At 63.2% G+C, this 23,095-nt stretch carries 19 protein-coding genes; 8 read left to right on the top strand and 11 right to left on the bottom strand.

Going from position 1 to position 23,095, the window contains the following annotated elements:
* Positions 1-221: 221 nt before the first annotated feature.
* From I2C21_RS07540 to I2C21_RS07530, 3 genes are all read left to right on the top strand, one after another.
* A complete protein-coding gene (locus I2C21_RS07540) occupies positions 222-1,913 on the top strand; it encodes a glutamine--tRNA ligase/YqeY domain fusion protein (protein WP_195278906.1) in 1,692 nt (563 codons plus the stop codon).
* A gap of 69 nt (positions 1,914-1,982) precedes the next feature.
* Positions 1,983-3,011, top strand: coding sequence for a threonine aldolase family protein (locus I2C21_RS07535; RefSeq protein WP_195278905.1), 1,029 nt, complete (start codon positions 1,983-1,985; stop codon positions 3,009-3,011).
* A 19-nt stretch (positions 3,012-3,030) separates the two neighbouring features.
* A complete protein-coding gene (locus I2C21_RS07530; RefSeq protein WP_193538060.1) occupies positions 3,031-3,495 on the top strand; it encodes a phosphate-starvation-inducible PsiE family protein in 465 nt (154 codons plus the stop codon).
* Between the two features lie 44 nt (positions 3,496-3,539).
* Here I2C21_RS07530 and I2C21_RS07525 read toward each other — a convergent pair whose 3' ends face one another.
* Positions 3,540-4,637: a helix-turn-helix transcriptional regulator gene (locus I2C21_RS07525; RefSeq protein ID WP_195278904.1), complete on the bottom strand. Its 1,098-nt coding sequence runs from the start codon at positions 4,635-4,637 to the stop codon at positions 3,540-3,542.
* 195 nt (positions 4,638-4,832) lie between these two features.
* Between I2C21_RS07525 and I2C21_RS07520 the strand changes: the two genes are divergently transcribed.
* Together I2C21_RS07520 and I2C21_RS07515 are read left to right on the top strand one after the other, a co-directional pair.
* Positions 4,833-5,378, top strand: a complete 546-nt coding sequence (locus I2C21_RS07520) for an RNA polymerase sigma factor (RefSeq protein ID WP_286167228.1) — start codon at positions 4,833-4,835, stop codon at positions 5,376-5,378.
* A complete protein-coding gene (locus tag I2C21_RS07515) occupies positions 5,371-6,504 on the top strand; it encodes a hypothetical protein (protein WP_195278903.1) in 1,134 nt (377 codons plus the stop codon). The genes I2C21_RS07520 and I2C21_RS07515 overlap by 8 nt, the downstream gene beginning before the upstream one ends.
* Before the next feature lie 68 nt (positions 6,505-6,572).
* Here the strand turns inward: I2C21_RS07515 and I2C21_RS07510 are convergent, their stop codons facing one another.
* Positions 6,573-8,564: a fructose-1,6-bisphosphatase gene (locus I2C21_RS07510; RefSeq protein WP_101692719.1), complete on the bottom strand. Its 1,992-nt coding sequence runs from the start codon at positions 8,562-8,564 to the stop codon at positions 6,573-6,575.
* Between the two features lie 239 nt (positions 8,565-8,803).
* On the opposite strand from I2C21_RS07510, the gene hcp reads away from it, so the two are divergent.
* The 3 genes from hcp to gltX all read left to right on the top strand — a co-directional run bounded on the left by hcp (position 8,804) and on the right by gltX (position 12,393).
* Positions 8,804-10,444 (top strand): hydroxylamine reductase, encoded by a 1,641-nt coding sequence (gene hcp, locus I2C21_RS07505; RefSeq protein ID WP_195278902.1) that lies wholly within the window; start codon positions 8,804-8,806, stop codon positions 10,442-10,444.
* A gap of 49 nt (positions 10,445-10,493) precedes the next feature.
* On the top strand, positions 10,494-10,766 hold the full coding sequence (locus I2C21_RS07500; RefSeq protein ID WP_101692717.1) for a TIGR04076 family protein: 273 nt from the start codon (positions 10,494-10,496) through the stop codon (positions 10,764-10,766).
* A 136-nt stretch (positions 10,767-10,902) separates the two neighbouring features.
* A complete protein-coding gene (gene gltX / locus I2C21_RS07495) occupies positions 10,903-12,393 on the top strand; it encodes a glutamate--tRNA ligase (RefSeq protein ID WP_195278901.1) in 1,491 nt (496 codons plus the stop codon).
* 65 nt (positions 12,394-12,458) lie between these two features.
* On the opposite strand, the gene argF is transcribed toward gltX, so the two are convergent.
* The 9 genes from argF to I2C21_RS07450 form a co-directional block, all read right to left on the bottom strand.
* Positions 12,459-13,379 (bottom strand): ornithine carbamoyltransferase, encoded by a 921-nt coding sequence (argF, locus tag I2C21_RS07490; protein ID WP_101692715.1) that lies wholly within the window; start codon positions 13,377-13,379, stop codon positions 12,459-12,461.
* Positions 13,380-13,426: 47 nt separating this feature from the next.
* A complete protein-coding gene (locus I2C21_RS07485; RefSeq protein ID WP_193538070.1) occupies positions 13,427-14,605 on the bottom strand; it encodes an aspartate aminotransferase family protein in 1,179 nt (392 codons plus the stop codon).
* A gap of 13 nt (positions 14,606-14,618) precedes the next feature.
* Positions 14,619-15,473 carry an acetylglutamate kinase gene (argB, locus tag I2C21_RS07480; RefSeq protein WP_101692713.1) on the bottom strand — a complete coding sequence of 285 codons (855 nt, stop codon included), beginning with the start codon at positions 15,471-15,473 and terminating at the stop codon, positions 14,619-14,621.
* Positions 15,474-15,493: 20 nt separating this feature from the next.
* Positions 15,494-16,717, bottom strand: a complete 1,224-nt coding sequence (gene argJ / locus I2C21_RS07475) for a bifunctional ornithine acetyltransferase/N-acetylglutamate synthase (RefSeq protein ID WP_101692712.1) — start codon at positions 16,715-16,717, stop codon at positions 15,494-15,496.
* A gap of 66 nt (positions 16,718-16,783) precedes the next feature.
* Positions 16,784-17,725: an N-acetyl-gamma-glutamyl-phosphate reductase gene (argC, locus tag I2C21_RS07470; RefSeq protein WP_195278900.1), complete on the bottom strand. Its 942-nt coding sequence runs from the start codon at positions 17,723-17,725 to the stop codon at positions 16,784-16,786.
* 96 nt (positions 17,726-17,821) lie between these two features.
* On the bottom strand, positions 17,822-19,207 hold the full coding sequence (argH, locus tag I2C21_RS07465; protein ID WP_101692709.1) for an argininosuccinate lyase: 1,386 nt from the start codon (positions 19,205-19,207) through the stop codon (positions 17,822-17,824).
* A gap of 217 nt (positions 19,208-19,424) precedes the next feature.
* Positions 19,425-20,642 (bottom strand): argininosuccinate synthase, encoded by a 1,218-nt coding sequence (locus I2C21_RS07460; protein WP_101692708.1) that lies wholly within the window; start codon positions 20,640-20,642, stop codon positions 19,425-19,427.
* Between the two features lie 266 nt (positions 20,643-20,908).
* Positions 20,909-21,613 carry a DUF6320 domain-containing protein gene (locus I2C21_RS07455; protein ID WP_101692707.1) on the bottom strand — a complete coding sequence of 235 codons (705 nt, stop codon included), beginning with the start codon at positions 21,611-21,613 and terminating at the stop codon, positions 20,909-20,911.
* Between the two features lie 30 nt (positions 21,614-21,643).
* Complete coding sequence (locus I2C21_RS07450) at positions 21,644-22,951, bottom strand: hypothetical protein (RefSeq protein ID WP_195278899.1); 1,308 nt, start codon at positions 22,949-22,951, stop codon at positions 21,644-21,646.
* Positions 22,952-23,095 lie beyond the last annotated feature (144 nt).

The following is a 23,095-nucleotide window of genomic DNA, read 5'->3' as shown; positions in this document are numbered from 1 at the left end:
GGCGGAAACCGCACGGTCTGTCTCATTCTAGACGGCAAAACGCTCCCCTGTCAAGGTCTGCCCCGGCGGCAGGCGAGAAAATCCGCGGTTTTTCCCGTTTCCCTCCCCTTCACGGGCACAGAAGTCTTGCAAACTTCGTATCCATCAGTATATAATAGGAAAAGTCACCTGTCCCTGCCCCGGCGGCGGGCGGGTGCCGATAATACAAAGGAGTGAATGATATGCCTGACGAACTGAATCCACCCGTAATGGCCCAGAACTTTATCCATGATTTCATTGACGAGGATATCGCGCAGGGCGGTCAGTTCCAAGGTATGACCGTCCACACCCGTTTTCCCCCCGAGCCCAACGGCTATCTGCACATCGGCCACGCCAAGGCCATCTTCGTGGACTTCGGCACCGCGGAGAAGTACGGCGGACTGTGCAACCTCCGCATGGACGACACCAACCCCACGAAAGAGGATGTGGAGTATGTGGAGGCCATCCAGGAGGACATCCACTGGCTGGGCTACGACTGGGGCGACCGGTTCTTCTTTGCCTCGGACTATTTTGAGCAGATGTACCAGTACGCCGTGGAGCTCATCAAGAAGGGCCTGGCCTATGTCTGTGAGCTCACCCCGGAGCAGTTTAAGGAATACCGCGGGGACGTGAACACCCCCGCCCGCTCCCCCTACCGGGACCGCCCGGTGGAGGAGTCCCTGGACCTCTTCGCCCGGATGCGCGCCGGCGAGTTCGAGAACGGCCGCATGACCCTGCGGGCCAAGATCGACCTCACCAGCGGCAACTTCAACATGCGCGACCCGGTCATCTACCGCATCAACCACATGCACCACCACCGCCAGGGGGACAAGTGGTGCATCTATCCCATGTACGACTTCGCCCATCCGCTGGAGGACGCTCTGGAGGGGATCACCCACTCCCTGTGCTCCCTGGAGTTTGAGGACCACCGTCCCCTCTACGACTGGGTCATCCAGCACTGCGATGTGCCCGCCAAGCCCCGCCAGATCGAGTTCGCCCGGCTGGGCATCAACTACACCGTCATGTCCAAGCGCAAGCTCCGCCAGCTGGTGGAGGAGGGCCGGGTCTCCGGCTGGGACGATCCCCGCATGCCCACCCTCTGCGGCCTGCGCCGCCGTGGCTACACCCCCCGCTCCATCCGCAACTTCTCCGAGCGCAACGGCGTGAGCAAGGCGGCCTCCACGGTGGAGTTTGCCTTCCTGGAGCACTGCCTGCGGGAGGACCTCAACGAGACTGCCCAGCGCGTCATGGCGGTCCTGCGCCCCGTGAAGCTGGTCATCACCAACTACCCCGCGGGCCAGAGCGAGACCTTCGAGGTGGAGAACAACCCCAACCGGCCCGAGGACGGCACCCGGACCGTCACCTTCTCCCGGGAGCTCTATGTGGAGGCCGAGGACTTCCTCCCCGAGCCCGTGCCCAAGTACAAGCGCCTCTATCCCGGCGGACCCGAGTGCCGCCTGAAGGGCGCCTACCTCATCAAGTGTGTGGGCTATGAGACCGACGATGCCGGCAACGTCATTGAGATCGCCGCCGAGTACGATCCCGACAGCCGGGGCGGCGATCCCGCCGACGGCCGCAAGGTGAAGGGCGCCACCATCCACTGGGTGGACGCCGCCACCGCCGTGGACGCCGAGGTCCGCCTCTACGACAACCTCTTCGCCGACGCCGAGCCCGATGCCGGCGACAAGAATTTCCTGGACTGCCTGAATCCCGGCTCTCTGGAGGTCCTCACCGGCTCCAAGGTGGAGGCCAGTCTGGCCGGCGCCCAGGCGCCCGCCTCCTACCAGTTCCTCCGCCAGGGCTATTTCTGCGTGGACAACAAGGATTCCCAGCCCGGCCACCTGGTCTTCAACCGCTCCGTCAGCCTGAAGGACAGCTTCAAGCCCGGCAAGTAATCCAGTCTGTCAAGCCTGTGGGCGGTATCCAATGGGATACCGCCCACGTTTTGAAATGAGGGAAATGTGATGTATCTGTTCCGCAACGACTACTCCTTCGGCGCCCATCCTAAGGTGCTGGAGGCCCTGTCCACCAGCAATCTGGAGGGCAACCCCGGCTATGGCTTCGACCCCCACTGTGAGGCGGCCGCCGCCCGGATCAAAGAGCTCTGCGAGGCCCCCCAGGCCGATGTGCAGTTCCTGATCGGCGGCACCTCGGCCAACTTCACCGCCATCGCCGCCTTCCTCCGCCCCTGGGAGGGGGTGTTCTGCGCTCAGACCGGCCATGTCAACGGCCACGAGTCCGGCGCGGTGGAGGCCACCGGGCACAAGCTTCTCCCCCTGGAGGCCGGCCCCGACGGCAAGCTGACCCCCGCCCTCATCGAGGCGGCCCTCCCGGCCTATGAGGACATCCACCTGGTCAAGCCCCGGCTGGTCTACATCTCGGACGCCACCGAGACCGGCGGCGTCTACACCAAGGCCGAGCTGGAGGCCCTCTCCGCCTGCTGCCGTGCCCACGACCTGCTCCTCTTCCTGGACGGCGCCCGCCTGGGCTGTGCCCTCACCTCCCCCGCCAACGACCTGACCCTCCCCGATCTGGCCCGCCTGACCGACGCCTTCTACATCGGCGGCACCAAGAACGGCGCCCTCATGGGCGAGGCGCTGGTCCTGGTCAACCCCGCCCTTCAGGGGGATTTCTTCCGCATCAAGAAGCAGCGGGGCGCCGTCCTGGCCAAGGGCTGGCTGCTGGGTGCCCAGTTCGAGGCCCTGCTGAAGGACGACCTCTATTTCCAGCTGGCCCGCCACTCCAACGACATGGCCCGCAAGCTCCAGGACGGACTGAAGGCCAAGGGGTACTCCTTCCTCTTCGAGTCCCCCTCCAATCAGATCTTCCCCATCGTGCCCGACGCCATCCTCCCGGAGTTGGAGCGGATCTGTGCCTTTGAGGTATGGGGCGCGGCGCCCGAGGCCGGCCATACCGTCATCCGTCTGGTGGCCAGCTTTGCCACCGAGCCCTCCGATGTGGACGGGCTGCTGAACGAGTTCCCCCTGCCCTGATTGAACCGGAGGGATTTTTATGGACAGTGAACTGCTGAAACTGCGCATCCCCTCGTACATCTACCGTGTGGCCCAACTGCTGGAGATCGTGGTGAGCCTCATTGTGATTGTCGCCATCACCTTGTCGGTCTGGTCGGTTCTCCTGGAGCTGAACATTATGACAAGCGGCCCCGGCAATACCGATCTGCTCCAGACCTTTCTGGCCGACGTTTTTACCGTGGTCATCGGCATCGAGTTCCTCAAGATGCTCAGCCGACACAATATGAGCTCGGTGGTGGAGGTCCTCCTCTTCGCCATCGCCCGCCAGATGGTCATTGAGCACACCACCGCGGTGGAGAACCTGGTCATGGTGATCGCCATTGCCATTCTGTTCACCATCCGGAAATACCTGTTTATTCCCGGACTGGACGACAAAAAATACAGCCCCCACAGCAAGAAGCGCGCCGACGCGGAGGAGTCCGCTCAGGAGCACATCCACTCCTGAGGCGATGAAAAGAGGGTGTACGGGAAACCGTACACCCTCTTTTGTCATATGGTACCCTCTTCCGGCTGCTTCTTCCGCACGGAACATCCGGCCAGGACCAGGTAGAGGACCAGCAGGATCACACCCAGCAGGAACACCCCTGCCGACGGCCTCCACTCCACGATAAAGCGGCTCAGATCGACCTCCGGCGTCCAGGAGTACTCCCGCCCGGTGGAAAGGCTCCAGATCTGTTCGGCGCTTCCCTTTGCAAAGAGCCACATGGGCCCGCACAGGGCGGTCAGCAGGAGGGCCGGAACCAGGCGCCTCCGGTCCCGCCGGAAGAGCCACAGATACCAGAGCTCCAGCAGGACCAGCAGTCCGGCAAAGAGCCCACCCTGATACCGGTAGCACCAGATGGGAAGGATGTCCAGGCAGTAGGCGCCCCAGAACCCCAGCACCACCAGGAATCCCGCCGCCGGGAGGAGTGCCCGGCCCCGGGGCAGGGACCACACCGACAGACGGAAGCCCCCTTTTTCCTGAAAATGCCGCCGGGCGAGGCCCATGGTCAGGGCGGTCAGCGCCGCGCCCAGCGCCAGCCAGAGGAAGAGCACCCCCAGCACCATCCCCCTCTGCCGGCCCGACAGCCACAGCTGGAACCAGGTCGACAGGAGCGTGCTCCCTCCTCCCGCGATCAGGACGAGCCCGCCGGCCGCCGCGCCGGCGATCACGCTCAGGTTGACCGCCAGATTCATCCCGGCGTTCCCCAGCCAGAACCAGCGGGAGTGGTAGGCGTAGTACCGCTGGAGGTAGACCCCGTAGGCCATGCAGCCCAGATAGGCCAGGTAGCACACCAGCAGGGGCACAAAGAGCCGCAGGAGATAGAACAGGATGCCGCCCCCCAGGGCAAAGGCAAAGGAGAGCAGGCTCTGAACATCCGTCCGGGTCAGAGCGCGCACCGGCTTTTCCCCGTCCAGCAGATCGTCCACGCTCACCCCCAGGGCCCGGGCCAGGGGCACCAGCAGGGGGACGTCCGGGTATCCGCCCGCCGACTCCCAGCGGGAGATGCTTTTGTTGCTCACCCCCAGGGCGTCGGCCAGCTCCTGCTGGGTCATGTTTTTTTCCTTGCGATAGCGTTTCAGGCGTTCACTGAATTCCGCTTCCATGGTTCCGCCTCCTTTCTTTCTGGCCCCATTGTAGCAGGAAATCGCTCTCGCAGCCACCCCACAGGGCGGGAATTCCCTCCCGGGGGGCGAGAATCGCGCCGTCAGGTCTTTTTTGTGTCACCTTTTCGCTCCTTCTGCGTCCAGAAGAGGGGAGCAAAAAACACTCCCACACAGCCCCCTTAGGAGGTGTATGCTTTGAAGGAAGAAGCTCTGCTTCGGCACATCCAGGCGGGACGCCGCTGGGCACTCCACGCCGCCATCCGGCGCTACACCGGGTATGTGACCGCCGTCGCCGCCCGCACTCTGGGGCCCTCCCTGCTCCCCGAGGATCTGGAGGAGGTGGTCTCCGACGTGTTTGTGACCCTTTGGCTCCGCTCCGGTGACATCCAGAGCGGTCCGTCCCTGCGCCCCTGGCTGGCCGCCGTGGCCCGGAACAAATCCGCCGACCGCCTGCGCCGCACCCGGGGTGTCCTCCCCCTCTCCGACACCCTGCCCGCAGTGGGTGATCTGCCCGAGGCCCTGGTGGAACGGCAGGAGTGCCACGCCCAGCTCCGCCGGGCCGTGGAGGCCATGGAGGAGCCCGACCGTACCCTGTTTCTCCTCTACTACTACGAGGACCAGCCCCTGAAAGAGGTGGCCCCCCGCCTGGGCCTGAGTCTGGCGGCCGCCAAGGCCCGTTTGAGCCGGGGCCGGAAACGCCTGAAAGAGGCGCTATTGAAAGGAGGAATCGACCATGCGTGATCACCTGCACGATCTATGGGAGGACCTGGACCTGCCCGAGGCCTACCCCACCGTGGACCCCCGCGCGGTCCGGCGCCGGGTGGACGCCGTATTGGACGGCGCAAAGGGACGAGGCCCCCGCCGGCCCTTGCGGGTGGCCCTGGCCGGCCTCCTGCTGGCCGCGGCCGGGATTACCGCCAGCATCTCCATCGCCCTCGCGGATACCGGACAGGCCCTTCCACCCATCGTCTCCGACCCGCCCGCTGTCTCCGACCCGCCCGCCGTCACTCCCACCCCCACGCTCCCCCCTGACGACCACGGGTGGAGCATTATCATCACCCCGGAGGACTATGACAGCGGAAATCCCACCCGGGACCGGACCGATGAAATCTCCGCGCTGCCCGTCTACCCCTCCGGCCCCCTCTCCGCCGAGGCGCAGCAGGCCGCCGCCGAGGATCTGGCCGACGCGCTGGATACCACCCTCCGCGGCACGGACGATCCCGGCGTCTTTCTCCTGGCCGACGGCACCCAGCTCTCCTTCTCCGCAGATGCCCCCGAGGTGGTCATCGAGCCCACCGATTGCTCCCCTGCCGACCTGCTCTCCCGCCTCACCGGGGGAGGCGCCGTCGAAACGGCCAAGTCGGTCCACTATTCCTTCTCCGGGGAGCCCGACACCCAGTCCCGGTCCTTCCCCGCCGATACCGGGCAGCCGCTGGAGGAGCAGCTGCTGGACTACACCTTCTCCGCCGCCCGGTCGGACAGCGCCACCTCTCTGCGCCTCACCCTCACGCCGGTCCAGCAGGGGGTCTACCCCATCCGGAGCACGGAGGAGGCCCTCTCCCTCTTCCGCGCGGGAAACTACTTCGGCGTGGAGACCCGCCCGGAGGAGGCCCGCGTCCTGTGGGTCCAGCTGATCTACCGTACCGACGGGATTGGCGCCTCCTTCCTCCAGCCCTTCTATGAGATCATCTATATGCAGGCTTACTGGGATCTCACTCCGGTGATGCACACGGAGAAGGTCCGCCGCTACTCCAGCATCAGCTCCGCCTATGTCCCAGCCGTGACCGACCCCTACCTGGATGAGCTCCGTCCCACCTGGTATATCAATGACACCGACACCGGGCACGGCATCTATGCCCCCTCCTGACCCCCCAAAAACAAACGCGGCCGCCGCAGAAGATTCGTTCTGCGGCGGCCGCGCCCTGTTCTCTTTGCTTATTTCTTGTGGTCCTCGGCGATCTCGCCGCTGCGGAAGGCCCAGAGCAGGGCCATCAGGTCGTCGATCTGCTCCTGGAGCTGGCGGCCCACATCGGTCCCGGCGATCTTCATGCGGGATTCCAGCCGCTCAAACACCACCGAGCTGGAGGCGATGTCCTGATTTTCCCGGATGGCGTTGCGCCGGCCCACAAAGGGCTCATGGGAGACCAGGCGGAAGCAGCCCGAGTTGTAGATCAGGGTATAGCCCGCGATGCCGGTGGTCTTCTGATAGGCCTTGCAGAAGCCGCCGTCGATGACCAGCAGCTTGCCCCCCGCCTTCATGGGGCTCTCGCCCTTCTTGGACTTGACCGGGATGTGGCCGTTGATGATGTGGCAGTGGGGGCCCTCCAGCCCGAACTCCCGCAGCAGCATATCGCACACGGCGGGGTCGTTGTAGAACTGGTAGTAGGGATTCTTGGGCTCGGTCCAGGTGGACTCGTCCACGATGAGCCGCCGCTCGAAGGTGGTCATCCGGTCCCGGCCGAAGATGGGGCTGTTGCGTCCCGCCCAGAGGAACCAGAGGAAGTCCATACCGAACTGCCGCTCGGGAGAGCCGGGCTTATTGTAGTAGGCCCGCCGGGCAACCAGGTCGGCATAGTCCAGGAAGGCCCGCCCCGAGAGGTTCTCGCAGCCGATGGAGAAGCGCATCAGCTCCCCCTCCGCCGTCATGGGGATGCAGCCGTGGAAGAGAAGGTTCCCGTTGAACACCTTGTAGAGGCTGCCCTTGGAGTAGAGGAAGCGGATGTGCCGCTGGAGCTTTTCGCTGTGCCGGAAGGAGGCGGTGAGCTGGTCGATGAGGACGGACTCCTCCTCCGTGAGGGCATAGGGGTCGTTCCGGTCCACGGTGGGGAAGTCGGTGTCCTCCAGCGGATAGGTGGTGCCCCCCAGGGTGATGCACTTGTTCTCATAGTCGATCTTGTCCAGGAGCAGCCGGTCGTTCATGCCGAAGCAGGGATTGCGCAGGATCTTCTGCCCCTCCAGCTTGAAGAGGATGATGGTGATGGCCTTGTGCATCCGGGCGGCCAGCATCTTGTCCTTCTCGGTGTAGTGGGCCTCGTCCTCATTGGTGAGCTTGACGGCGAACTGGTGGATGTCACAGTCCTTGTACACCTCGTTGGCAAAGACCGACAGGGGCCGCAGGGAGATGCCGTATCCGGTCTCGATGACCTCCAGGTTGTTGTAGCGCAGGGAGTTGGCCAGCACGGTGGCCACCAGGGTGCGGGAGCCGGAGGCCGCGCCCATCCACAGGATGTCGTGGTTGCCCCACTGGATGTCCACGCTGTGGTACTCCATCAGGGAGTCCAGGATGATGTCGGCCCGGGGGCCGCGGTCAAAGATATCGCCCACCAGGTGCAGGTGGTCCACGGCCAGGCGCTTGATGAGCTCGCACAGCTGCACCAGGAAGTTGGAGGCCCGGTCGATGTCGATGATGGTAGAGATGATGTTCTCGTAGTAGTCCCGCTTATCGCTGTCCTCGTAGTGGGTGTGGATGAGCTCGTCGATGATATAGGCGTACTCCTTGGGCATGGCCTTACGGACCTTGGAGCGGGTATACTTGGAGCTGACCTCCCGGCAGACCTCGATGAGGCGGTGGAAGGTGATGCGGTACCACTCCCGCATGTCGTCGTTCTCCCGCTCGATCTCCTCCAGCTTCTCCTTGGGGTAGTAGATGAGGGTGGCCAGCTGGTCCAGCTCGGCCTTGGAGACGCTGGTGCCGAAGAGCTTGTCCAGCTTTTCCCGCACCACGCCGGAAGCGGAGTTGAGGATGTGCAGAAATGCCTCGTATTCGCCGTGCACATCGGAGATGAAGTGTTCCGTGCCCTTGGGCAGGTTCAGGATCGCCTGGAGATTGATGATCTCGGTACTGGCCGCCTGAACGGTGGGATACTGCCGGGCCAGCATTTTCAGATAGTGCAGATTCTCGGACCGGTAGGTTTTCGATGGCTTCATGCGGGGGCCTCCTTTTCTAATCTTTGGTAATCTTCATTATGTCACGTTCTCCCTCCGGTTGCAAGGGGAGGCGTGTCCTTTCCCTCTTCCACACCGGATTTTTCCATCCGGTTTCCCCGGTGCATTCGTTTTTTTGTTGGAATTCCAACATACAAATGGGCCATTCTCCCCTATACTGATGCCATGATCCAGAAAACCATCGGCCGCAGCTTGCTCCGGCCATAAAAAGGAGTTAGACTATGGAAAACAAGATGTTCTGCTATCAGTGCCAGGAGACCGCCGGCTGCGCCGGATGCACCCGAGCCGGCGTGTGCGGCAAGACCGCCCAGGTGGCCAACACCCAGGACCTGCTGGTCTATGTGACCAAGGGGCTCTCCGCTGTCACCACCGCCCTGCGGGCGCAGGGCGAGACCATCCCCGCTTCCCTCAACCAGCTCATCACCCTCAACCTCTTCACCACCATCACCAACGCCAACTTTGACCAGGAGGCCATCCTCCAGCGCATCCGGGACACCCTGGCGGCCAAGGCACCCCTGCTGGCCCAGGTCCAGGACCCCTCCGCCCTTCCCGCCGCCGCCCGGTGGGACGGCTCCGGCGACTGGGAGGAGAAGGCCGCCCAGGTGGGCGTGCTCTCCACCGAAAATGAGGACATCCGCTCTCTGCGGGAGCTCATCACCTACGGTCTGAAGGGCCTGTCCGCCTACTCCAAGCACGCCAACGCCCTGCTCCAGGCCGACGAGGAGATCGACGCCTTCCTCCAGCGGGCCCTGGCCGCCACTCTGGACGACACCCTCACCGCCGACGACCTGGTGGCCCTCACCCTGGAGACCGGCAAATACGGCGTATCCGGTATGGCCCTTCTGGACCAGGCCAACACCCAGGCCTACGGCAACCCCGAGATCACCCGGGTCCAGCTGGGCGTGGGCAAGAACCCCGGCATCCTGGTCTCCGGCCACGACCTGCGGGACCTGGAGATGCTGCTGGAGCAGACCAAGGACACCGGCGTGGACGTGTACACCCACTCCGAGATGCTCCCCGCCCACTACTACCCCGCCTTCAAGAAGTACCCCCACTTTGTGGGCAACTATGGCAACGCCTGGTGGAAGCAGAAGGAGGAGTTCGAGTCCTTCCACGGTCCCATCCTGATGACCACCAACTGCATCGTGCCCCCCAAGGACAGCTACAAGGACCGGCTCTACACCACCGGCGCCGCCGGATTCCCCGGCTGTAAGCACATCCCCGGCGCCATCGGGGAGGAGAAGGACTTCTCCGCTCTCATCGAGCACGCCAAGCGCTGCGCGCCCCCTGCCGAGCTGGAGCAGGGTGAGATCGTGGGCGGCTTTGCCCACGCCCAGGTGCTGGCCCTTGCCGATCAGGTGGTGGAGGCCGTCAAGAGCGGAGCCATCAAGAAGTTCGTGGTCATGGCCGGCTGCGACGGCCGCGCCAAGAGCCGCAGCTACTACACCGACTTTGCCAAGGCCCTGCCCCGGGACACCGTGATCCTCACCGCAGGCTGCGCCAAGTACAAGTACAACAAGCTGGACCTGGGCGACATCAACGGGATTCCCCGGGTGCTGGACGCCGGCCAGTGCAACGACTCCTACTCCCTAGCCGTCATCGCCCTCAAGCTCAAGGAGGTCTTTGGCCTCTCCGACATCAACGACCTGCCCATCATCTACAACATCGCCTGGTATGAGCAGAAGGCGGTCATCGTCCTGCTGGCCCTGCTCTATCTGGGGGTGAAGAACATCCACCTGGGCCCCACCCTGCCCGCCTTCCTCAGCCCCAACGTGGCCAAGGTCCTGGTGGAGAACTTCGGCATCGCCGGCATCCGCACCGTGGAGGAGGACATGGCCCTCTTCTTCGGCGAGCAGGCCTGAGTCCCCCCTTCGCCCTGCCGGGTTTCTGAGAGAAAGGAGCTGTCTTTCCATGAAAAAGCCGTCCGTCCGCATCACTCTGGTGGACCGTCTGGGCCCCTGCCGGTGTCACCGGGGGCATCAGATCGGCGATTCCTTCGACTTTGAGACCCAGCGGGGCGAGCTGTGCCCCATGGCGGCCCACGCGGCCTTCCCCTTCGTGGACATCCTCCGCTACGGCGGGACCTTGCCCAAGAGCCGCCACGGGGACTACCGCTTCTGCTGTCCGGACGCAGACGTGGTCAACGTCTTCCGCCTGGAGATCCTCCCCCCGGAGGAGCCCTGATCCCTCCTTTTCCGTCCATTTTGGAAGAGTTTTGCCCCCGCCCCCTTGCCATAGGCGGGAAAAGCCTCTATAATATTGTCTGCTTAATTCAGGCGCTCCCCCTTTCGGGCGGCGCCCAACCGTTGGAGGAATTCAAATGGCTCTGGATATGAATTGGTTTGACGAGATGGAGGCCCGCATTCCCAAGGGAGAGGTCCGCACTCGTTTTGCCCCCTCTCCCACGGGCTATATGCACGTGGGCAACCTGCGCACCGCCCTGTACACCTGGCTCATCGCCCGGCACAACGGCGGCAAGTTCCTGCTCCGCATCGAGGACACCGACCAGGGCCGCCTGGTGGAGGGCGCCGTGGACGTGATCTACAACACCCTACGCAAGTGCGGTCTGGACTGGGACGAGGGTCCCGATCTGGGCGGTCCGGTGGGCCCCTATGTACAGACCGAGCGCCGCGGCTTTTACGGCAAGTACGCCGAGCTCCTGGTGGAGCGGGGCCACGCCTACTACTGCTTCTGCGAAAAGACCGAGTCCGAGGAGGACTCCGGTGAGTTTGACCGGGGCGACGATCCCTGCCGCTCCCTGAGCATGGAGGAGGCCCGGGCCAAGGTGGAAGCCGGCGTGCCCTATGTCATCCGCCAGAAGATCCCCAAGGAGGGCTCCACCACCTTCCACGACGTGGTGTTTGGTGACATCACGGTGGAGAACTCCACCCTGGATGACCAGATCCTCATGAAGTCGGACGGTCTGCCCACCTATAACTTCGCCAACGTCATCGACGACCACCTCATGGGCATCACCCACGTGGTCCGCGGCAGCGAGTACCTCTCCTCCGCCCCCAAGTACAACCTGCTCTATGAGGGCTTCGGCTGGGAGGTCCCCGCCTATATCCACTGCTCCCCCGTCATGCGCGACCAGCACAACAAGATGTCCAAGCGCAAGGGCGACCCCTCCTACGAGGACCTCCTGGCCATGGGCTTCCTCTCCGAGGCCGTGGTCAACTATGTCACCCTGCTGGGCTGGTCCCCCAAGGGCGAGGAGAGCGAGCGGGAGTTCTTCACCCTCTCCGAGCTGGCAGAGTCCTTCGACGTGGCGGGCATCTCCAAGTCCCCCGCCATCTTCGACCTGGAGAAGCTCAAGTACTTCAACGCCAAGTACCTGCGCGCCCTCTCCCCCGAGGCCTTCTATGAGGGGGCCCGGCCCTACCTGGAGCAGGCGGTCAAGACCCCCGGCATCGACCTCTCCCTCATCGCGCCCCTGGTGCAGCCCCGCTGCGACACCTGGCTGGACATCGCCCCCCAGGTGGACTTCTTTGACGCGCTGCCCGCCTATTCCAACGAGCTCTACTGCCACAAGAAGATGAAGACCAACGAGGAGAACTCTCTGGAGGCCCTCCAGATGGTCCTTCCCGTGCTGGAAGGCCTCTCCGACTGGACCTATGACGCCATCCACGACGCCCTCATCGACCTGGCCGCCAGCCACGAACTCAAGAACGGCCGCATCATGTGGCCCGTGCGCACCGCAGTCTCCGGCAAGGCCGTCACCCCCGGCGGCGCCGTGGAGCTGTGCCACATCCTGGGCAAGGAGGAGACCCTCCGCCGTATCCGCCTGGGTATGGAGCAGCTGGCTCGCTGATTTTCTTCTCATACAGAACAAGCCCCCGGTTCCGCGGAACCGGGGGCGTTTCTTTTTGGTCTGATTTACTTCTTTTCCTCACCCATGAGCAGGTAGAGCACCGCTTTCTGGGCGTGGAGGCGGTTCTCAGCCTCGTCGAAGATCTCGCCGGCATGGGCCTCAAAGACCTCGGCGGTGATCTCCTCGCCCCGGTGGGCGGGCAGGCAGTGCTGCACCATGCAGCCGGGGTTGGTGACCTTCATCAGCGCCTCGTTGACCTGATAGCCCTGGAAGGCGGCCTTGCGCTTGGCGGTCTCCTCCTCCTGGCCCATGGAGGCCCACACGTCGGTAAAGACCACGTCGGCCCCCTTGGCGGCCTCCATGGGATCCCGGGTGAGGGTGAAGGTGGCGTCGGTCACGCTCTTGGCAAACTCCATCACGTCGGGATGGGGGTCATACCCCTCGGGGCAGGCCACGGACACGTTCATGCCCACCTTCAGGCAGCCCACGATGAGGGAGTTGACCATGTTGTTGCCGTCGCCGATGAAGCACATGTTCAGCCCTTCCAGCTTGCTCTGGTGCTCGCGAATGGTCATCAGGTCGGCCAGCACCTGGCAGGGGTGGGCGAAGTCGGTCAGGCCGTTGATGACCGGGATGTCGGCGTACTCGGCCAGCTTCTCCACCTCCTCCTGGGAGTAGGTGCGGATCATGATGCCGTCGCAGTAGCGGGAGAGCACCCGGGCGGTGTCCTCCACGGGCTCGCCGCGGCCGATCTGGCTCTCCTTGCTGGAGAGGAAGAGGGCGTGGCCGCCCAGCTGGTACATACCGGTCTCAAAGGAGACCCGGGTGCGGGTGGAGTTCTTCTCGAAAATCATGGCCAGAGTCTTGCCCTGGAGATAGTTGTGGGTGAGACCATGCTTCTGGTTGTACTTCATCTGGTCGCCCACGTTCAGAATATGAATGATCTCTTCCTTGGAGAGATCCAGCAGCTTCAACAGATCCTTCATTTCCATGTCACCTCATCATCCGGCGGGAGCGGTGTCCCGCGCCGTTCTTATTCCAGGACCTGGGCCATGATCGCCAGGCCCTTGTCCATCTCTTCCTTCGTGATCGTCAGGGGGGGCAGCAGCCGCAGACCCGGACCGGCGGTGAGGACCAAAAGGCCATTCTGCACCAGCTGGGCGGCCAGGGCCTTGTTGGTATAGCCCTCCTTGACCTCAATGCCGATCATCAGGCCCAGCCCGCGGGTGGAGCCGATGCTCTTCTTGTCCAGGGCCTCGATGCCGGCGCGCAGGTAGGCGCCCTTCTCCTTCACCGCTTCCAGCGCGTCCTCGTCCAGGATATCCAGGACGGTGAGGGCGGCCGAGGCGGCAATGGGGTTGCCGCCGAAGGTGGAGCCGTGCATGCCCGCGCCCAGCACGTTCCGGCACTTCTCGTTCACCAGGAATCCGCCCATGGGGAGGCCGCCGGCGATGCCCTTGGCAAAGGAGGCCGCGTCGGGCTGGATGCCGTACTGCTGGTAGGCAAAGAGGGTGCCCGTCCGGCCGATGCCGGTCTGGACCTCGTCCACCAGCAGGAGCCAATCCCGCTCGGCGCACAGCTCCGCCAGGCCCTGGACAAAGTCCGGCTCCATGGGGAGCACGCCGCCCTCGCCCTGGACCAGCTCCAGCATCACGGCGCATACGTCCTTCCCGCCTTCCGCCTTGACGCTCTCCAGATCGTTGGCGTCGGCGTAGCGGAAGCCCTCCATAAAGGGATAGAAGTACTGGTGGAACACATCCTGTCCGGTGGCGGTCAGGGTGGTGATGGTCCGTCCGTGGAAGGAGTTCTTCAGGGTCAGGATGGTGCTGCGGCCCTTGCCGTACTTGTCAAAGCTGTACTTGCGGGCCAGCTTGATGATGCCCTCGTTGGCCTCGGCGCCGGAGTTTCCGAAGAAGGCCGCCGCCATTCCCGCCCGCCGGCACAGCACATCGGCCAGCTTGGCGTAGGGCTGGGTATAAAAGAGGTTGGAGATATGCCCCAGAGCCAGGGCCTGCTCATAGATGGACCAGGCCCACTGCTCATTTCCGTAGCCCACCGAGTTCACGCCGATGCCGGAGGTGAAGTCGATGTACTCCTTCCCCTCCAGATCCCAGAGCGTGGCGCCCTTTCCGTGGGCAATGGCCACGTCAAAGCGCCCGTAGGTCTGAAGGGTGTGGGCGTGATCCAGGGCTTTCAGTTCTTCAAAGGTCATGGTTGCCGTCTCCTTACAGAATCATGGTACCGATGCCCTGGTCGGAGAGCATCTCGATGAGGATGGAGTGGGGGATGCGTCCGTCCAGGATGTGGGTGCGCTCCACGCCGGAGCGTACCGCCTCCACGCAGCACTCGATCTTGGGGATCATGCCGCCCTGGATCACGCCCTCCCGCACCAGCTGGGGCACGTCGGAGAGTCCCACCACCGGGATGAGGGTCCCCTCGTCCGCCGGGTCGCGCAGCAGCCCCCGGATGTCGGTGAGGAGGATGAGCTTCTCGGCCCCCAGGGCCACGGCCAGCTTGGCCGCGGCGGTGTCGGCGTTGATGTTGTAGGCGTTCTCCCCATCCACTCCCTGGGCCACGGTGGAGACCACCGGGATGTAGCCCTGCTGGAGGCAGTCCCGCACCGGGTCAGGATTGACCTTGACGATCTCGCCCACCAGGCCGTACTTCTCGTCCAGCTTCTGGGCCTGGAAGAGGCCCGCGTCCATGCCGCACAGGCCGATGGCGTGGCCGCCCCGGCGGTTGAGGGTGGCCACCAGGTTCTTGTTCACCTTGCCGCAGAGCACCTGCTGGACGATGTCCATGGTCTCCTCGTCGGTGTAGCGCAGGCCGTCCACAAAGCGGGACTCCTTGCCGATCTTGCGGAGCATCTCCGAGATCTCGGGTCCGCCGCCGTGGACCACCACCACATGGATGCCCACCAGGTGGAGCAGGATGATGTCGCTGATGACGGCCCGGCGCAGCTCGTCGGAGATCATGGCGTTTCCGCCGTATTTGACCACGATGGTCTTGCCGTAAAATTTCTGGATATAGGGCAGAGCTTCGGCCAGCACCGTGGCTCTGGTCACAACAGGGTCAGACATTTGGAATCCTTCTTTCCCGATCAGGTGCGGTAATCGCCGTTGATCTTCACATAGTCATAGGTCAGGTCACAGCCCCAGCAGGTGGCCTCGTGCTCTCCCTCGTGGAGGCAGATGTCGATGATCACCTCGTCCTGGGAGAGGATGCTCTTGGCAGCCTCCTCGTCGAAGTCCAGGCCCATGCCCTGCTGGCAGACCAGCACCTCGCCCACGGCGGAGGCAAATTTCACATCCACGTACTCGGGACGGAAGGGGGCCTTGGAGTAGCCCATGGCGCACAGGACCCGGCCCCAGTTGGCGTCGGTGCCGAACATGGCGGCCTTCACCAGGGGGGAGCCCACCACCGCCTTGCTCAGGCGCTCGGCGCTCTCCTCGCTGCGGGCCGCATGGACGGTGCAGGTGATGAGACGGCTGGCGCCCTCGCCGTCGCCGGCGATGCAGCGGGCCAGATACTCACAGACCTGGTGAAGGGCCTTGCGGAAGACGGTGTAGCTGTCATCCTTCCACTCGATGAGGGGATTTTCCGCCATGCCGTTGGCCAGCACCACGCACATGTCGTTGGTGGAGGTGTCCCCGTCCACCGTCACCCGGTTGAAGGTCTTGGGCACCACCTCGTGGAGGGCGTCGGAGAGCAGCTCGCCGGTGATAGCACAGTCGGTGGTGATGAAGCAGAGCATGGTCCCCATGTTGGGGTGGATCATGCCGGAGCCCTTGGCGATGGCGCCCATGGTCACGGTCTTGCCGCCCAGAGTGAAGGAGATGGCGATCTCCTTCTTGCTGGTGTCAGTGGTCATGATGGCGTGGGCCGCCGCGTCGGAGCCCTCGGGGCCGTCGGTGAGTCCGGCCGCCACCTCGGGCATTCCCCGCTCGATGGCGGCGATGTTGATGGTCTGGCCGATGACACCGGTGGATGCCACCACAAAGTCCGAGGGCTTGTGGCCGGTGGCCTGGGCGGCGTACTGGCTCATAAGCTCGGCGTTCTCATGGCTCTGGGGGCAGCAGGCGTTGGCGTTTCCGCTGTTGGCCACCACGCCCCAGGCCGTTCCGTCCTCCAGATGGTCCATGGTGACGTAGATGGGGGCCGCCTTGACGCGGTTCATGGTGTAGGTGGCCGCCGCCGCACACTCCCGCTCGGAGAGGATGATGGCCAGGTCCTTCTTTTCCAGCTTCTTGCTCTTGACGCCGCAGTGAACGCCCCAGGCCCGAAAGCCCTTGGCTGCGGTCACGCCGCCGTTGATCTGCTTCATAACCTTATGTCCTTCCCTTCTGTGGGGGAACGAAGGGTGCGCTGTCTCCAGCTCCCCTTCTTCCGCTCAGTCCAAATGGAGCCCGGTGGTCTCGTCCAGGCCCAACATGATATTCATATTCTGTACCGCCGCGCCCGATGCACCCTTGCCCAGGTTGTCGAAGAGGGCGGTGACGATGGTCTGCTCCTCATGGCCGCAGACCACCAGCTCCAGCCGGTCGCTTCCGGCCAGGGCGTTGGCGGGGAGCATTCCGCCCTCCTCCTCATAGCGCACCGAGATCAGCTTCTGTCCGGCGTAGTAGGCCATGAGGATGTGGTAGATCTCCTTGGCCGTGGGCTGCCCCAGCAGATACTTGTTGTGGAGCATGATCGTGGTGGCCATGCCCTTGTAGTAGTCGTCCACCACCGGGCAGAAGACCGGAGGCTGGTCCAGCCCGGAGATCTTCCGCATCTCATTGAGATGCTTGTGGCGCAGGTTGGTGCCGTAGATCCGGGGGCTGTACAGGTCCTTCCCCTTCTCCCCGCTCTCGTACTCCGCGATCATCTTCTTGCCCCCGCCGGAGTAGCCGGTCAGGGAGTAGCAGGTGAGCGGGTAGTCCTTGGGCAGGATGTGGAGGGAGACCAGGGGCATGGTGGAGGAGAGAAAGCCCGTGGCATGGCACCCGGGATTGGCCACCCGGGTGGCCTGTCCGATGACCTCGCCGGGATAGCGGTAAAACTCCGGGAAGCCGTAGACCCATCCCTTGGCGGTGCGGTGGGCGGTGGAGGCGTCAATGACCCGGGTGTGGTCATTCTCGATGAGGGCCACCGCCTCCTTGGCCGCCGCGTCGGGCAGGCAGAGGAAAACCAGGTCGGCCGCGTTGAGGAGCTTCTTCCGCTCCTCCACGTCCTTGCGCTTTTCCTCGTCGATGAGCAGGAGGTCAATGTCCTCCCGCGCGCCCAGGCGCTCATAGATCTGAAGGCCGGTGGTGCCTTCCTTGCCGTCGATATATACCTTTGGTTTATTCATAGAAACACCCCATTTTCTCGGTTTGCCGCGTAGACAGTTTCATAGTACGGCAGCCGAGCGAGGATTTCAACCTCAAACCTGTTACAGTCTGGTTTCTCAGCCCTTCTTCCGCTGGGCCAGGAAGTCCTTGATGTGGTCGATCTGCTGCTGCACGCTCTCGGCGGAGGGACCGCCGTAGACCTGGCGTCCGTTGACGCAGGTGTTGAGCTCCAGGGCCTGGTAGACGTCCTCCTCGAAGATGGGCGAGACCGCCTTGAAGTCCTTCAGGGGCAGGGTGTCCAGGGTCTCACCGGCCTTGATGCAGAAGTTGACCAGCTTGCCCACGATCATGTAGGCCTCCCGGAAGGGCATTCCCTTCTTGACCAGGTAGTCGGCGCAGTCGGTGGCGTTGATGAAGCCGCCGGAGGCCGCCGCGCGCATGTTCTTCTCCTTGACGGTGAGGGTGTCCAGCATAGCGGCAAAGACGGGGATGCACAGCTCCACCGTGTCGATGGCGTCGAAGACCGGCTCCTTGTCCTCCTGCATGTCCTTGTTGTAGGCCAGAGGCAGGCCCTTCATCACGGTCAGCAGGGTGATGAGGGAGCCGTACACCCGCCCGGTCTTGCCCCGGACCAGCTCGGCCACATCGGGGTTCTTCTTCTGGGGCATGATGGAGGAACCGGTGGAGTAGGCGTCGTCCAGCTCCACATACTTGAACTCCCAGGAGCACCAGAGGATGATCTCCTCCGAGAAACGGGACAGGTGCATCATCAGAATGGAGCAGGCAGACAGGAACTCAATGGCAAAGTCCCGGTCGGACACCGAGTCCATGGAGTTGTCGGTGGGGCACCGGAAGCCCAGGGCCGCCGCGGTCTGGAACCGGTCCACCGGATAGGTGGAGGTGGCCAGGGCGCCCGCGCCCAGGGGGCACTCGTCCATCCGCTCCAGGCAGTCCTCCAGGCGGGTGATGTCCCGCTTGAGCATGTTGGCGTAGGCCATCATGTAGTGGGCGAAGGTGGTGGGCTGGGCCCGCTGGAGGTGGGTGTAGCCCGGCATGACGGTGTGGAGGTTGGCCTGGGCCTTTTTCACCAGCACCTCCTCCAGGTCCTGGATCATGCCGATGATGACGGGGATCTCCTTCTTCACATAGAGCCGGAAGTCCACCGCCACCTGGTCGTTCCGGCTGCGGGCGGTGTGCAGCCGCTTGCCGGTCTGGCCGATGCGCTGGGTGAGGAGGGACTCGATGTTCATGTGGATGTCCTCGTTCTCCATGGAGAACTCCACCTGATCGGCCTCCACGTCGGCCAGGATGGCCTTGAGCCCGTCGATGATCTTCTCGGCCTCATGGGCCTCGATGATGCCGGTCTTTCCCAGCATGGCCGCGTGGGCCATGGAGCCTGCGATGTCCTCCTTGTAGAGACGGGCGTCGAAGGAAATGGACGAGTTAAAGTCATTTACCAGGGTATCGGTTTCCTTCTGGAACCGTCCTGCCCACAATTTCATGCTGGTTACCTCATTTCTCTTTCATCGGGTTAGTGTTTTCTCAAAAATGCAGGCATTTTTGAGAGGGGATACAGCCCCCTGCGTCGCGCGCGCAAAGCGCGCACGCTTGTGGGCTGAGAAGTGTTTTTTCCGAGGCGCATGTCCTCGGAAAAAACGGATTTCGATTTTCTTTCGCCGCCTGCGGGAGGCGAAACTCTGCCGAGGGCTGAATGCCGTCTTACTTCAGCTTTCCCTGGTCCCGCAGGGCCAGGATGGTGTCGGGCAGGCCCCAGAGGTTGATAAAGCCGGTGGCGTCGTTCTGGTTGTAATCGCTCTCCTGGAAGGTGACGATGTCCTCGGAGTAGAGGGTGTCGGGAGAGGTGACGCCGGAGGTGATGATGTTGCCCTTGTAGAGCTTGAGCTTCACCTGGCCGGTGACGTACTTCTGGGTCTCAGCGGCGAAGGCGGAGAGGGCCTCCCGCACGGGGGTGAACCACTTGCCGTTGTAGACCAGATCGGCGAAGTCCACTGCCAGCTTCTGCTTCATGTGCTTGGTGTCCTTGTCGATGGTGATCATCTCCAGCACCTCGTGGGCCCGGTAGAGGATGGCGCCGCCGGGGGTCTCGTACACGCCCCGGTCCTTCATGCCGGTCATCCGGTTCTCCACGATGTCCAGCAGGCCGATGCCGTTCTTGCCGCCCAGGTCGTTGAGCTTGCGGATGATGTCGGAGGCCTTCATCTTCTCACCGTCCACGGCCACGGGCCAGCCCTTCTCAAAGTCGATGGTCACATAGGTGGCCTCGTCGGGGGCCATGGCGGGAGAGACGCCCATCTCCAGGAAGCCGGGCTTGTCGTACTGGGGCTCGCTGGCGGGATCCTCCAGGTCCAGGCCCTCGTGGGAGAGGTGCCACAGGTTCTTGTCCTTGGAGTAGCTGGTCTCCCGGCTGATCTTCAGGGGCACGTTGTGGGCCTCGGCGTAGTCGATCTCCTCGTTGCGGCTCTTGATGTCCCACTCTCTCCAGGGGGCGATGATCTTCATCTCGGGGGCGAAGCGCTTGATGGCCAGCTCAAACCGGATCTGGTCGTTGCCCTTGCCGGTGCAGCCGTGGGCGATGGCGTCGGCCCCTTCCTTCTTGGCGATCTCCACCAGGCCCTTGGCGATGATGGGCCGGGCAAAGGCGGTGCCCAGCAGATAGTCCTCGTACTTGGCGCCCATCATCATGGAGGGGATGATGACATCGTCTACCATCTCATCCACCAGATCCAGCACATACAGCTTGGAAGCGCCGGTCTTGATGGCCTTCTCCTCCAGGCCCTCCAGCTCGTCATTCTGGCCCACGTCGCCGGCCACGGCGATGATCTCGGGGTTGTTGTAGTGCTCCTTCAGCCAGGGGATGATGATGGACGTATCCAGACCGCCGGAGTAGGCGAGGACAACTTTCTTGATCTCAGACATTGTAATGACCTCCTGTGAGGCGGCCGCTCCGGCCGTCTTCCTGATGTTGGCATCATTATACTCCCAGCAGAATAAAAATGCAACTGTCATTTTGCATAATTATTCTTATATATCCCATTTTATTTGAATATAATTTTAAATATTCATTTTATAGTGAATATTTCAGAATGTACTCCCCTGGCGCACACTCTGGAATATACGTTTTTATTCTGCATGCCATGAAAAAAGCGGCGCGGCCCTCCGAAGAGAGCCGCGCCGCCGCGCTGTCACATATGGAACCGCCGCCGGACCTCCTCCCGCAGGGAGGGGATCCGCCGTACGATGATGAGCGGAATGACCAGCGCCACGCAGATGGTGAAAACCACCAGGGACCAGCTGGGTCCCCAGGCCCCGTGGATAAACCGGTCGATGAGCAGCTCCGTGCCCACCAGGAAGGCCCCGATCGTGCCCACCAGCAGCGTGACCGTGGTCAGGATGGAGCGCCGTCCTCCCCCCAGTATCAGCCCCAGGAAGAGAACACAGGCCCCGCCCCACAGCACGATGGGCAGTGCCAGGCCCAGGTACCACACCATTCCGTCCAGGTCTATGGCGATGAGGAGCAAATACACCCCCACCGCCGCCACATCCAGCACCAGCCGGATCAGCAGCGGCATCCCCCGCAGCAGAAGCGGCGGGACAAACCACAGCCACAGCATGATGGCCGCCCCCACCACATAGAGGGACCAGGTCCGCTCCGCCGGGAGGAAGATGTTCAAAATAGCACAGCACACCGACACCGACACCAGCATGGCTGAGATCAGCACGGCCAGCTCCCACTTGGAGACCGGGGCCACCTCGCCCCGCTCCGTGGGAAAGGGCTTGGGGGAGACGGTATCCACCGGCTGCTTCGGGTTGACCACCGGCGTATGGCACAGAGGGCAGAAGGAGGCCGTTCCATCCAGCTCTACCCCGCAGTTGACGCAATAGGACATAGCGGCTTACACCTCGTTTTCACGCAAAACTCAAAACAGCAGCTCGGATTGGACGCTCCGGTTGCTCTCCACCTTGACGTGGATTCCCTCCCGGACCAGGAAGCGGAAGAACTCCCGCTCGGTGTCGGTCTCCTGAAGGGTCCCGGCGAAGGTGATCTCCATGGTATTGCCGTAGCTGATGGAGGCACAGTGGACCCGGGGGTTGGTGGCCTGCCCCAGAATGACCTCCATCCGCCGGATGTGGGGGGCCATCTCCTCGGGCACGGTGAAGGCGCCGGGATTCGTATAAGTACCGGAATAGGGCCGGGTCCCCGCCAGGCGGTAGCTCAGGGCCATGACGGGATTTTTCAGCCAGATGGGGATGAGCTGAAGGGCCCGGTTGGTCTGGAAACGGACATTTCCCGTCAGCAGGGCCTGCATCTCCTGCCGGTTGATGTGCAGGCGCATATAGTGGTGGACCTGAGAGAGGATCTCCGGGAAGGTATACTCCCCCAGGGAAGGGTCGATGCAGGGCCGCACCGTCAGGATGAAGTTGCGCAGGGTCTCCGACGGGAACCAGGGCCGCAGATTGATGGGGATGGCCAGCGCCACCGGCTTGGGATGGCAGGGCTCCTCCCTAGCCTGATTCTCCAGAATGACCTTCAGCAGCGCGCCGGTCAGATACTCCGTGATGGACACGCCGTAGGACTTGGCCCGGGCCTTGAGCTGGTCCACCGGGACGAAGCCCATGGTCACATTCAGCGTATAGAAGGGCTCCGGCGTGCCGGTGTTCTGGAAGGCCTTCTTCCCGATCCCGGCCCGAAGGGAACGGACCGTGGCATAGCGGGCATAGGCGTCCTCCAGCTCCTCCCGGTGGGGAGGCTCCTCCACGTCCAGAATGCCCGGACCGTTGGGGATGGCATGCCCCATCTCCCGCAGGTACACGGCCAGAAGGGTGCGGAAAAAGACCAGTGCGCCCGCCCCGTCCGAGAGGGCATGGAAGACCTCCAGAGAGATCCGGTGCTCATAGTAGTAAAAGCGCACCAGCCAGCCGTTGTCCTCCCGGAAGCGGACCGGCTGGCATGGGTTGGAAATATCCCGTTTCACAAAGGGTCCCGGGGCCGGATTGGGCTCAAAGTAGTACCAGAAGGCCCCTTTTTTGATGTGGACCGCAAAGCCCGGAAAACGGGGCATGGTCTTATCCACCGCCCGCTGCAGGGCCTCAGGGTCCACCCGCTCCTCCATCACCGCGGAAAAGCGGTAGATGGCGGAATAGTTTTCCTTTTGGATCGCGGAGTAGAGCACGCCGGCATTGTCCAGCTTATACCACTGCTTCTCTCTGCGTTCTCTGGGAGCCATTCGGTCACCTCCTTTTGGATCAGATCGCTTCTTGCCTTCCATTTTATCACCCCCGTATGGAAACTACAAGGGGAATTGGGCGAAGGGAGGTTTGGTACTGTTACGCCTCCCCCTTCTGTGGTATAATACCCGCAAAGCGTCTAT

Source organism: Clostridium sp. J1101437_171009_A5 (genome assembly GCF_015547905.1).
GTDB lineage: Bacteria > Bacillota > Clostridia > Oscillospirales > Oscillospiraceae > Pseudoflavonifractor_A > Pseudoflavonifractor_A gallinarum.
The sequence above is the reverse complement of the archived record's forward strand: the minus strand, read 5'-3'. Positions and strand labels throughout refer to the sequence as shown.

What these genes read in the sequence shown, in the direction of transcription:
- I2C21_RS07525 (WP_195278904.1), bottom strand. Translation starts at nt 4,637, where the DNA reads ATGGAAGCGGAATTCAGTGAACGCCTGAAACGCTATCGCAAGGAAAAA.
- I2C21_RS07515 (WP_195278903.1), top strand. Translation starts at nt 5,371, where the DNA reads ATGCGTGATCACCTGCACGATCTATGGGAGGACCTGGACCTGCCCGAG.
- I2C21_RS07450 (WP_195278899.1), bottom strand. Translation starts at nt 22,951, where the DNA reads ATGGCTCCCAGAGAACGCAGAGAGAAGCAGTGGTATAAGCTGGACAAT.
- I2C21_RS07455 (WP_101692707.1), bottom strand. Translation starts at nt 21,613, where the DNA reads ATGTCCTATTGCGTCAACTGCGGGGTAGAGCTGGATGGAACGGCCTCC.
- argH (WP_101692709.1), bottom strand. Translation starts at nt 19,207, where the DNA reads ATGAAATTGTGGGCAGGACGGTTCCAGAAGGAAACCGATACCCTGGTA.
- I2C21_RS07485 (WP_193538070.1), bottom strand. Translation starts at nt 14,605, where the DNA reads ATGACCTTTGAAGAACTGAAAGCCCTGGATCACGCCCACACCCTTCAG.
- hcp (WP_195278902.1), top strand. Translation starts at nt 8,804, where the DNA reads ATGGAAAACAAGATGTTCTGCTATCAGTGCCAGGAGACCGCCGGCTGC.
- I2C21_RS07535 (WP_195278905.1), top strand. Translation starts at nt 1,983, where the DNA reads ATGTATCTGTTCCGCAACGACTACTCCTTCGGCGCCCATCCTAAGGTG.
- I2C21_RS07510 (WP_101692719.1), bottom strand. Translation starts at nt 8,564, where the DNA reads ATGAAGCCATCGAAAACCTACCGGTCCGAGAATCTGCACTATCTGAAA.
- gltX (WP_195278901.1), top strand. Translation starts at nt 10,903, where the DNA reads ATGGCTCTGGATATGAATTGGTTTGACGAGATGGAGGCCCGCATTCCC.
- I2C21_RS07460 (WP_101692708.1), bottom strand. Translation starts at nt 20,642, where the DNA reads ATGTCTGAGATCAAGAAAGTTGTCCTCGCCTACTCCGGCGGTCTGGAT.
- I2C21_RS07530 (WP_193538060.1), top strand. Translation starts at nt 3,031, where the DNA reads ATGGACAGTGAACTGCTGAAACTGCGCATCCCCTCGTACATCTACCGT.
- I2C21_RS07540 (WP_195278906.1), top strand. Translation starts at nt 222, where the DNA reads ATGCCTGACGAACTGAATCCACCCGTAATGGCCCAGAACTTTATCCAT.
- argJ (WP_101692712.1), bottom strand. Translation starts at nt 16,717, where the DNA reads ATGAAGCAGATCAACGGCGGCGTGACCGCAGCCAAGGGCTTTCGGGCC.
- argC (WP_195278900.1), bottom strand. Translation starts at nt 17,725, where the DNA reads ATGAATAAACCAAAGGTATATATCGACGGCAAGGAAGGCACCACCGGC.
- argF (WP_101692715.1), bottom strand. Translation starts at nt 13,379, where the DNA reads ATGAAGGATCTGTTGAAGCTGCTGGATCTCTCCAAGGAAGAGATCATT.
- I2C21_RS07500 (WP_101692717.1), top strand. Translation starts at nt 10,494, where the DNA reads ATGAAAAAGCCGTCCGTCCGCATCACTCTGGTGGACCGTCTGGGCCCC.
- argB (WP_101692713.1), bottom strand. Translation starts at nt 15,473, where the DNA reads ATGTCTGACCCTGTTGTGACCAGAGCCACGGTGCTGGCCGAAGCTCTG.